This is a genomic window from Dyella sp. ASV21, assembly GCF_016428975.1.
In the GTDB taxonomy this organism is placed as follows: domain Bacteria; phylum Pseudomonadota; class Gammaproteobacteria; order Xanthomonadales; family Rhodanobacteraceae; genus Dyella.
This window is the reverse complement of sequence record NZ_JAELTT010000031.1, coordinates 37,230-48,153: the sequence shown is the minus strand read 5'-3', so window position 1 is coordinate 48,153 and position 10,924 is coordinate 37,230. Positions and strand designations below refer to the sequence as shown.

The window sequence follows — 10,924 nt, the reverse complement described above, 5'->3', positions numbered from 1 at the left end:
CAAGCCGCCCTGCAGCAATTGGTGGATCGCCATGAGGCCTTGCGCGCCACCTTCAGCCGCGATGGCGAGGAGCTATGCATCGCCGCGCAGCAGGCGCTGGTATGCGAAGTACGCGACCTCTCATGGCTGGGCGTGGATGAGCGCGGTGCGGACGTCGAGGCCACCCTGCGGCATGCCGTCACCACGCCATTCGACCTGGAAAACGGCCCGCTGGTACGCGCCGAACTGCTCAATCTGGATTCGCAGGATCACCTGCTGGTGTTTACCGCGCACCATATCGTGTGTGATGGCTGGAGCTTCGGGGTGATCGTGCGCGATCTCGCCGCGCTCTATGCACAGCAAGTCGGACAGGGCGCGGCGCTGCCCGTGGCGGACACCTTCAGCAGCTTCGCGCTCGCCGAGGCCGCGCATAAGCAGAGCGACGATGGCCGCCACGCTGAAGCCTATTGGCTGCGGCGCTTCGCCGATACCGCGCCCTCGCTGGACCTGCCCACCGATCGTCCACGTCCACGCCAGCGCAGCTTCGCCTCGCGGCGCGAAGACCTGACAATCGATGCCGCCCTCGTCGCGAATATCAAGCGCGCTGGCGCGCAACGCGGCGCCAGCCTCTACGCCACCTTGCTCAGCGCGTTCGGCCTGCTGTTGCAACGCCTCAGCGGCCAGGACGACGTCGTCATCGGCATCCCCTCCGCCGGCCAGGCCGCAGGGGGGCACGACGCCTTGGTCGGTCATTGCGTAAACGTGCTGCCGCTGCGCGTGGCCATCGATCCGACCGTACCGTTCGCGCAGAGCCTGAGCCTGGTGCGCAGCGACCTGCTCGATGCCTTCGAACACCAGCAGTACACCCTGGGCAGCCTCCTGGCGCGGCTGTCGTTACCGCGCGATCCCGGCCGCCTGCCCCTGGTGAGCGTGCTGTTCAATCTGGATCAGGCGCTGGACGAACGCAGCGTGAGCTTTCCCGGGCTGCGCTTCCAGTTCACCGGCAACCCGCGCGCGTTCGAGAACTTCGAGCTGTTCGTCAACGCGGTGCAATTGCCCGATGGCCTGCGCCTGGAATGCCAGTACAACAGCGACCTGTTCGACGCCGCCACCATCCAGGCCTGGCTCGATGCCTATACGACCATGCTGCGCGCCATCGCTGCCACGCCCGATGCACCGGGCGGCACGCTGGCCCTGGTATCGGGCGAGGCGCTGGAAGCGCTGCGCGGGCTGCAACCGGCACGCACGCCCTATCCCGCCCAGCAGTTGGCCCACCAGTTCTTTGAACGCCAGGTCGACAGCCATCCTGCGCGCATCGCCATTGCCAACGGTGCGGCGCCGCTCACCTACGCGCAATTGGACGAACGCGCCAACCGCATCGCCCAGGTACTGCGCCAGCGCGGCGTGGCTCACGGCGGCCTGGTCGGCCTGTCGCTGTCACGCGGGCCGGACATGATCGCCGCCTTGCTCGCGGTACTGAAGACCGGCGCCGGCTACGTACCGCTGGACCCCAGCTTCCCACCCGATCGCCTGGCCTTTATGGCCGAAGACGCCGCGCTCGCCGCCTTGATCGTGGACGACGAGCCCATCGCCGCGCTGGCCTTCCCTGTCGACAAACTCCTGTCGCTGCGCCGCGATGCCGACACCATCGCCAACGCCAGCCCGGCGCGCCTGCCGCACGATGCGTTGGCGGCCACGCCCGAATCGGTGGCCTACCTGATCTATACCTCCGGCTCTACCGGCAAGCCCAAAGGTGTGCGCGTGCCACATCGCGCCACGGCCAACTTCCTTGCCAGCATGCAGCGCGAGCCCGGCATCGGGCCCGACGACCGGCTAGTGGCGGTGACTACGCTGTCCTTCGATATTGCCTTCCTGGAACTCATGCTGCCGCTGAGCGTGGGCGCCGCCGTAGTGCTGGCCAGCTACGACGACGTGCGCGATGGCGCCGCGCTGCGCCGACTGGTGGAACAGAGCGACGCCACGATCATGCAGGCCACGCCCGCGGGTTGGCGCATCCTGCTGGAATCGGGCTGGGCCGGCCGCGCCGGCTTCAAGGCTATCGCCGGTGGTGAGCCCTTGCCGCTGGATCTGGCCGACACCCTGCTCGAACGCTGCGGCGAAGTGTGGAACGCCTACGGCCCCACCGAAACCACGGTGTGGTCCACCCTGTGGCGGGTGCAGACACCGCGTGCGGGCATCGCTATCGGGCGCCCCATCGCCAACACCACGGTATATATCCTCGACGAGCATGGCGCGCCCTGCCCGCTGGGCATGCCCGGCGAGATCTACATCGGCGGCGACGGCGTCACCCTGGGCTATCTGCATCGCCCCGAACTCAACGCGGAACGTTTCCTGGCCGACCCCTTCGCCGGTGAGGCCGACGCATGGATGTATCGCACTGGCGACCGCGGCCGCTGGCTTGCCAGCGGACTGCTGGAACATCGCGGCCGTCTCGACTTCCAGGTGAAGATTCGCGGCTACCGCATCGAACTGGGCGAAATCGAAGCCGCGCTGGCCGACCTGCCGGAAGTCGCGCGTGCCGTCGTGGTCGCTCGCGAGGATCGCCCCGGCGACGTGCGACTGGTCGCCTATGTGGTGCCCAGCGAAGGCGCCGCCATCGAAGAAGCCGCGCTGTGTCCGCGCCTGCGCCAACGCCTGCCCGAGTACATGGTGCCGCAGCACATGATGGCGCTGGAGGCCATTCCGCTGCTGCCCAACGGCAAGATCGATCGCAAGGCGCTGCCGGCGCCGCCGGTGCATTCGGTAGCGGCCGACCGTCCGCGCCAGGCGCCGCAGTCCGACACCGAGCGCCGTGTGGCGGCCGCCATGGAGGCGGTGCTGGCGCTGCCCGAGCTGGACGTCAACGACAATTTCTTCTCGCTGGGCGGACACTCGCTGCTCGCCGCCCAACTCACCGCGCGACTCAATCGCGAGTTCGAGATCACCCTCTCGTTCCGCACCCTGTTCGACGCGCCCACCATCGCCAGCCTGGCTGCCACCATCGACCAGCTCAAGGCCAGCGGCGCGGCCATCTCGGCGCCCCCCATGACACGCCGTGCCGAGCAGGGGCGCGCGCCACTGTCGCTGATGCAGCAGCGCCTGTGGGCGCTGGAAGAACTGCAGCCCGGTCGCGTTACGTATAACGCGCCGTCCGCCCATCGCCTGCGCGGCGCGATGAATGAAGCCGCCTTCGACCAGGCCATGCACGAACTGATGCGGCGCCAGCCGATCCTGCGTACCGCCTTCCGCCGTCAGGGTGACGAGGTGGAGCAAGTGGTGGATGACGTGGCGCTGACCTTGTTCCCGGCGGAGGATCTCTCCGCGCTGGCCGAGAGCGAACGCGAGAGCGTGCTCATGCAGCGCTTGCAGACACTCACCGATACGCCGTTCGATCTCACCCGTGCCCCCCTCTTCAGCGCGCGCATGTTCAAGCTCGCGCCCGACGAGCACGTATTCTTCTTCATGCCGCACCACATCATCTGGGACGGCTGGTCGTTCGACATCCTCTACGCGGAGTTGTCGCAACTCTACAAAGCCTTTGCCGAAGGGCGTCCCTCGCCGTTGGCGGAACTGCCCGTGAGCTACGGTGATTTTGCAACCTGGCACGCGCAGTGGCTGGAGAGCGAGCCGTTCAAGGCGCAGCTCGACTACTGGCGCGAACGCCTGGCCAAGGCGCAGGAAACGCACGCACTGCCGACCGACCACCCGCGCCGCCCCGGCATGTCGGGCGTGGGCCGCACCGAATGGATCCGTGTACCCAAGGATAAAACCGACGCGATGCACCAGGTTGCCAAGCAGGCCGATGCCACGCTCAACATGGCCTTGCTCGCGCTCTACTACGTGCTGCTCAGCGGCATGGCCGGCCAGCGTCACCTGGTGGTGGGCACGCCGGTACGCGCGCGCAACCAGACCGAAGTCGAAATGGTCATGGGCTATTTCAATAACCTGCTGCCGCTGCATGTGACGGTGGACCCCTCGCTGCGCTTCATCGATTTCGTGCGGTTGGTAAAGAACGCCGCCATCGAGAGCTTCGGCCACCCCGACGTGCCGCTGGAGTTCCTGCAGCGCGAGCTGCGCACCGGCCACGGCCACGGTGCGGTGCTGTATCAGGCCCTGTTCTCGTTCCAGGATGCACGCCAACGCGTGGTGGACTGGGGTGGCCTGGAACACGATCAAATCCTGCTGTTCCAGAGCGGCGCCACCGAGGATCTCGGCCTATGGTTCCTGGAGAACAACAAGGGCCTGCTGGGCGGCGTCACCTACAACGCCGATATTCTGCAAGCCGATACGGCCCGACTGCAGCGCGACCGCTACCTCACCTTGATGGCGCGCGTGATCGCCGACCCCAGCCAAACCATCGACACGCTCAACGCGATCACCGCCGACGAGCATGCCCAGCAACAGCAATGGAACGCCACGGCGACCTCCCAGCCGGCGCTCACCGATGTGCTGAGCCAGTTCGAGGCCCAGGTCGATGCGGCACCCAAGGCCCCGGCACTGGCCGTGGGTAACTGGAATACTTCCTACGAGGAACTGGAGACACGCAGCAACCGCGTCGCCGACTGCCTGCGCCAACGCGGCGTGGGTCGCGGCAGCGTGGTGGGCGTATGCGCCGAAGCCGGCATTGGCCGATTGAGCGCCCTGCTGGGCGCCTTGAAAGCGGGCGGCACACTGCTGCTGCTCGATCCGGAAGACCCGGCCGCACACCTACTCGACCTCATCAACGACGCCGATGCCAGCTTCCTGATCGGCCCCGCGTCCTTGGAAAGCACACTCCGCTGGCCGCATGCCAAGGCCCTGTGGCTGGATACCGATACCAGCGAACTGCTCGCCGCATCGGCACAACGCAATACCGATTCGCGCGCCACCCTGGACGACATCGCCATCGTCAGCTATCTCCCTGGCGATAACGCGCAGCCGCACGGCATGGGCATCAGCCATCGCGCACTCGCCCTGCAAGTGGCGGGGCTGCGCGACGAACTCGGCGTCACCGCGGCGGATAGTGTGCTTGGCATGGCACCAGGCACCACCGGCCTGTCCGTGGTGGAACGTTTCCTTGCACTGGGCAGCGGCGCCAAGTTCGTGCTCGCCGGCATCCACCAGACCGACGATGGCGACGCCTTGCTCAGCCTTATCAACGCCAGCGCCACCGGTGTGATGCTGGCTCCCGGCCCCACTTGGCGCGCCTTGCTGGCAGCGGGTTGGCAAGGCGACGCCAGGCTGCGCGCCGTATGCGTGGCGGGCGCGCCGACACCCGAACTGGCTACTCAGCTGGCGGCACGCAGCGCCGGCCTGTGGAACCTGTTCGGCGCCGACAGCAGCGCAGCCGTGGCAAGCATCGGGCGCATCGAGCACCCCGCCGAAGGCGTACACGCCGGGCGGCCGCTGACCTCGACCACCGCGTGGATTCTCGACGCCCAACAACGCCCTTGCCCCATCGGCGCCATCGGCGAAATCCATCTGGCGGGCGACACGCTCCATGCACCGTTTGGCCAGCGTGCCAGTAGCAGCGACACGCGCCACGTCGCTACCGCGCATGCACCCGCATTGCGTCCCACCGGCTATCGCGGCCGCTGGCTCGCCGATGGACAGCTCCAGGCGCTGGGTCGCTTCGATCGCCGCGTGCAGGTCGGCGGTCGCGAAGTCGATCCAGCCAGCACCGAAGCACTGCTGCGCCAGCAACCTGGGGTGGCCGACGTCGCCGCCGTGGCGCGTACGCACGCCGACGGTGCCAGCCAGATCGATGCCTATGTGGTAGCCGCCACAGACACTCGCCTGGATCGCGAAGCACTGCGCACCGCACTGAGCCAACTGCTCGCCGCGCATGCCATGCCCAGGCACCTCGTATTGCTGGATGCACTGCCGCTGCTGGCCGATGGCACGCTGGACGTCGCGGCCCTGCCACCGCCGGGTGCGCACGGCGATGACCTGGCCGAGCTGGCGGTGCAACCCAAGACGCCGGGCGAGCAGCTGCTTGCCGCTCTGTGGAAGGATCTCCTGCATATCGGCCAGGTGCGCACCAGCGATAGCTTCTTCGATATCGGTGGTCACTCCTTGCTCGCCGTGGAGATGGCTACGCGGGTGCAACGCGAAACCGGCGTGCGGCTCAACTTGCTGGATATCGCCAACGGCACGCTCGCCACGCTGGCGGCCGAGTTGGTGGCCGCGCCGGAAGCGGCGCCCGCCAGCCCCCGGCCGGCCCCGCTCGGCCAGCGCCTGCGCAGCCTGTTTGGACGACGCTGAGATGAATCCATCGGTTTGGGGGAAGCCGATATGAGCTCACTGGTCTATGCCGCATTCCTGGCCAGCGGATGGCTCCTGCTCTACACCTTCGTCGGCTATCCGGCGGGGGTGTGGATGCTGGCGCGCTTACGGCCGCAGCGCATCGACAAGCAGAACCTCACGCCCACCGTCAGCGCCATCATCGTGGTGCGCGAAGGTGCGCTGCATATCCGAGAGAAGATCACCAACCTGGGCACGCTCACGTATCCGCGCGAACGCATCGAGATCATCGTCGCCTGCGATGGTTGCCGCGACGGCACGCCACGCCTTGCCAAGCTGGTCAACGACCCACGTGTGCGCGTGCTGGAGTTCGGTACGCCGCAAGGCAAGGCTGCCTGCCTCAACAGCGCCGTGGCGGCAGCCAAAGGCGAGGTGCTGCTGATGACCGATGTGCGCCAGACGCTGGCGCCGATCGCCCTGCGCGAACTGGTGGCGAACCTGGCCGATCCGCAAGTAGGTATCGCCAGCGGCGAAGTGCTCTACACCGACAACCACTCCGGCTTCGCCCAAGGCATCGCCACCTATTGGCGCTACGAGAAGGCGCTGCGCCTGGCCGAAAGCCAGAGCGGCTCCACCGTCAGCGTGAGCAGCGCGCTCTATGCCATGCGGCGGCTACAGTTCGAACCGCTGCCGCCCGGCACCATGCTGGAGGACGTGCTCATCCCCCTGCGCATCACCGCCAGCGGCCGTCGGGTGATCTTCGAGCCACGCGCGCTCGCGTGGGACCGCCTGGAGCAGCGCGCGGAGGAAGACCGCCCGCGTCGCGTCTACTACGCTGCCGGTCACTATCAACTGTCCCGGCTGGCACCCTGGCTGTTGTCGCCGCAGAACAATCCCGTATGGCTGCGCTTTGTCAGCCACAAGCTGCTTCGACTGGCCACACCGTGGCTGCTGCTAGGCATGGCGCTGGCTTCGCTGCTGCTGGCCCGGCGCCATGTACTGTGTACCGCCACCGTCGCCCTGCTGGTGGCGGGCGCCTGCCTGGTGGCGGCCGGACGGCTCTCACCGGCACTCACGCGCTGGTTGCCGGTACGACTGGCCGCAACGTTCTTCTATCTCAATCTGTCCTCGGCGCAGGCGCTGGTAACGTTCGCGCGTCGCCGTGAGGTGGGGCCATGACCGCCGCCTATGTGATTTTCTGGGTCTGCGGCCTGCTCCTGGTCCACATCTTCGTGGGCTATCCAGCGTGCATGTGGCTCCAAGCGCGATGGTTCCCGCGGCCGGTGCATACGCAATCGATCACGCCCAGCGTGACCGTGGTAATGGCCGTCTACAACGGCGGTGCCCTTATCGAGGCCAAGCTGGCGAACCTCGGCGCGCTCGACTATCCGCGCGATGCCATCGACATCGTGATCGCCTGCGACGGCTGCCGGGACGACACCGCCCGACTCGCGCACGCGTTTGGCGATGCACGCGTACGCGTGCTGGCGTTCTCCGAGCGCCGCGGCAAGGCCGCCTGCCTCAACAGTGCCGTAGAGCAAGCACGCGGCGAAGTATTGCTGCTCACCGACGTGCGTCAAAAGCTGGCGCCGGGCGCCCTGCGCGCCTTGGTAGCCAACCTCGCCGATCCTGGCGTGGGTGCGGTCAGCGGCGAGCTGATGCTATCGGACCCTGACTCCGGCTTCGCCCAGGGGGTGGATGCCTACTGGCGCTACGAAAAGTTGATCCGCCACGCGGAAAGCCGCTCCGGTTCCACCATCGGCGTCAGTGGCGCGCTGTATGCCATGCGTCGATCGCTGTATCGCCCGCTGCCCGACGGCACCGTGCTGGACGACGTACTGGTACCGATGCGCGTGGTGGCCGACGGTTCCCGCGTGGTGTTCGAACCCGAAGCCATCGCCTGGGATCGCGCATCGCAGGCACCGCAGGAGGAGCGCCGTCGCAAGATCCGCACGCTGGCCGGCAACTGCCAGTTGATCCAGTTGGCACCCTGGTTGCTGCTTCCCTGGCGCAACCCGGCCTGGTTCCGATTCGTGAGCCACAAACTGCTGCGCCTGCTCGCGCCATGGCTTTTGCTTGGCGTCGCCGTCACCTCCGCTTGCCTGGCCGGCCGCTACCTGCCGTGTGCGCTGGCACTGGCCGCCCTGCTGGTGGCCGCGCTGCTGGTGCTGATCGGCCGCCTGCAAAGCGTCACTGCACGCTGGCTGCCGGTACGCCTGGCGACGGCGTTCTTCTATCTCAACCTGTTCGCCGCGCAAGCCGTGGTGACTTTCGCGCGCAACAAAGGACTGCACCTATGGTGACGCAGGTACGCGATAGCGGCCGCCCGGCCGGACTTCGAGGGCAGCTTGGCGAGCTGTGCCACAGCACCGGCCTGCTCGGCTCCGTGCAGCGCCTGCGTTCCTGGCTGCGCAAGGATCTGCGCATCCTGGCGTATCACCGCATTACGCCGCTGCCCGACCCGGATACCTACGAATTCGACATGGAATTGATCAGCGCATCGCCGCAAGGCTTCCGCGAGCAGATGCGCTTCATCAAGCAGCACTACCGCCCCATGCACCTGAGCGAGGTCGCCGCCGCGCTGAATGCAGGCAAGGAGTTGCCGGCCGACGCCGTGGTGGTCACCTTCGACGACGGCTACTACGACAACTACCAGGTGGCCTTTCCCATCCTGCGCGAGCTGGGCGTACCCGCCACGTTTTTTGTCTCCACCGGGCATATCGACAGCGGCCGGCCGTTTGCCTACGACTGGCTGGTGCACATGATCCTGCTCAGCACCGCCGAGCGGCTGGTGTTGCCTGAGATCAACCTGGACATAGCCATTCCGCCCACGCGCGCCGAACGTCGCGTGCTGGCGGCCATCGTGCTCGATTGCATGAAGGAGATCGACGCCCTGGAGCAATCGGCCATGACCCGCCGGCTGGAGCAACTGTGGTCGATGCCCAGCGATACCGCTCCGCCGGATTGCCTGCCGATGACCTGGGACCAGATCCGCGAGATGCACGCGGCCGGCTATGAGTTCGGCTCGCACGGCGTACACCACCGCATGCTTTCCAAATTGCCACAGGAAGAACTCGACTACGAAGTGCGTCATTCGCGCGAGACGCTGGATCGTGAACTCGGCCCGAGCATGCGGCACATGTCCTATCCGGTGGGCGGGGCCCGCGCGTTCGATCAACGGGTCATCGAGACCACGCGCGGTGCCGGGTTCGAACTGGCCTGCTGCTATATCAGCGGTACCAACCCGCAACCCCACATCAACCGCTATGCGCTCTACCGTCTGGCGGTGGAACGCAATATGGGTACCGGCTGGTTCGCCGCCATGCTGGCCATGCCCAGCCTGATGAGCTACCCCAGCGGCAGCCACACCGAGCTTGCGATCAGGGGTGAAGCATGTTCCCACTGATCCTGCTGTACCTGGTGCTCACCATCGTGCGCCCGCAGGACTATATGCCGGCGCTGATCGGCGTGCCGGTGTTGCCGGTGGTGTTGATACTGGCATTCCTGTGCTGGCTGGGTTCCAAGGAAAGGACCTTCGCCGCGCCGCAGTTCGCGATATTGCCAGTCTTCATGCTGGTGCTGATGATCTCGCAAGCCACCAACGGCTGGACCGGCGGCATGCTGGACCAGGCGGCCAAGTTCGGCCCCACCGTCATCTCCTTTTTCATCCTCGCCGCCGCGTGCACGCAAAAGCGCCGCGTGGAAATCAGCATGGCGGTGATCGTGCTGTGCTCGTTCGTACTGGCCATGCATGGCGTGGACCAGAGCAACAGCGGCGTCGGCTGGACGGGCATACCCGTAGGCGAGGACGGTCGCATCCAATACGTAGGCATTTTCAACGACCCCAATGATCTCGGCCTGCTGTTCGTCGCCTCCGTGCCGATGGCGATCTACCTGGGTCGCAAGAGCGGCGCGCTCGGCAAGCTGTTCTGGTATGCCGGCACCCTGTTGCTGCTGTATGGCATCCGCCTCACCGATTCGCGCGGCGCCATGCTGGCCGTGCTGGTGATGGCCGGCGTGTATGTCTGGTACCGCCGCGGGGCCATGCTCGCCGCCGTGCTCGGCGTGGTCGGGCTGACCGTGATGAAGCTGCTTTCCTCGCGCATGCAGGATCTGGATGCCGGCGAGGAATCGGCCAATGGCCGCGTCGATGCCTGGTACTCCGGCCTGCACATGTTCATGTCGCATCCCCTGTTCGGCGTGGGCGCGGGCAACTTCACCGAATACAACGACCTGACCGCACACAACTCCTTCGTACTGGTGCTGGCCGAGGCCGGCTTTGCCGGCTACGTGTTATGGCTGGCATTCGTGGGGTACAGCTTCTGGATGATGTGGCTGGTACTGCGCTACAAGCCCGATGTGGCCCAGTTCCCGGAGGACGCCGCGCAATGGCAGATCGAGCGCCCGCTCGCGCTCACCCTGTTCATCGCGCTGTGCGGCATGTTTACCACGGCGTTCTTCCTCAGCCGCAGCTACATGATCGTGCTCTACCTGATCCTCGCCATTGCGGTGGGCTACTTCGTCGGCGCGCGCAAGCGCATGCCCGGCATGGCCAACTACCGCATCACCCGCAACTGGTGGCGCTGGGTACCCGCCGCCATGGGCAGCATTGCGGGGCTGTACGTGCTGGTCGCCATTCTGCTGAGGACCGCAGGATGACAACGCGCTGCCTTGCCTACCCGCACGGTGTTTCGCATGTGGCAGTAGCCGTCCTCTTGGAGCC

Annotated in this window: 5 protein-coding genes; all 5 read left to right on the top strand. The window is 66.7% G+C overall.

Annotated elements, in window-relative coordinates:
• Window positions 1-9: 9 nt before the first annotated feature.
• From JHD67_RS12175 to JHD67_RS12155, 5 genes are read left to right on the top strand one after another with little or no spacing between them, the layout of a single operon-like run.
• Window positions 10-6,222, top strand: a complete 6,213-nt coding sequence (locus JHD67_RS12175) for a non-ribosomal peptide synthetase (protein ID WP_255557236.1) — start codon at window positions 10-12, stop codon at window positions 6,220-6,222.
• A gap of 30 nt (window positions 6,223-6,252) precedes the next feature.
• Entirely contained in the window at window positions 6,253-7,380 is a 1,128-nt protein-coding gene (locus JHD67_RS12170) for a glycosyltransferase (RefSeq protein WP_199099447.1), read from the top strand.
• Window positions 7,377-8,504 carry a glycosyltransferase family 2 protein gene (locus JHD67_RS12165; RefSeq protein WP_199099446.1) on the top strand — a complete coding sequence of 376 codons (1,128 nt, stop codon included), beginning with the start codon at window positions 7,377-7,379 and terminating at the stop codon, window positions 8,502-8,504. The genes JHD67_RS12170 and JHD67_RS12165 overlap by 4 nt, the downstream gene beginning before the upstream one ends.
• Window positions 8,498-9,607 (top strand): polysaccharide deacetylase family protein, encoded by a 1,110-nt coding sequence (locus JHD67_RS12160; RefSeq protein ID WP_199099445.1) that lies wholly within the window; start codon window positions 8,498-8,500, stop codon window positions 9,605-9,607. The genes JHD67_RS12165 and JHD67_RS12160 overlap by 7 nt, the downstream gene beginning before the upstream one ends.
• A complete protein-coding gene (locus tag JHD67_RS12155) occupies window positions 9,595-10,860 on the top strand; it encodes an O-antigen ligase family protein (protein ID WP_199099444.1) in 1,266 nt (421 codons plus the stop codon). The genes JHD67_RS12160 and JHD67_RS12155 overlap by 13 nt, the downstream gene beginning before the upstream one ends.
• Window positions 10,861-10,924: the final 64 nt, after the last annotated feature.